1 protein-coding gene is annotated in these 275 nt (G+C 54.9%); it reads right to left on the bottom strand.

The annotated features are described in order from the left end of the window. Positions 1–275: HupA family protein (locus R0J87_RS20110; RefSeq protein WP_498888460.1), on the bottom strand; the 275-nt coding region annotated here is incomplete at both ends.

Here is a 275-nt window from a genome sequence, read left to right as displayed (position 1 = left end):
GCTGTGCCGTTAAAGGCAGCCGTAGCGCTGTTGATCGATGCATTGACACCCAGGGTATACTGGCTGTTGGCAATCGAACCGCTCAGGGTATTGTTGGAGAAGTTGGCAGTAAAAGTGCCGTTCAGATCATTGCTGCCGGAGAACTTGTTCACCCCTTTCACCGCATACGTCGCCGTGCCGCTGGTGGGGAGTGTGGTGCCTGTGGTATCACCGACATAATACACAGCGCGATCCGTATCACTGCTAATATCGCTGGCCCACTCACCGAACCACAC

Source organism: Halomonas sp. SIMBA_159, from assembly GCF_046536035.1.
Classification (GTDB): Bacteria; Pseudomonadota; Gammaproteobacteria; order Pseudomonadales; family Halomonadaceae; genus Vreelandella; species Vreelandella venusta_A.
The sequence above is the reverse complement of the archived record's forward strand: the minus strand, read 5'-3'. Positions and strand labels throughout refer to the sequence as shown.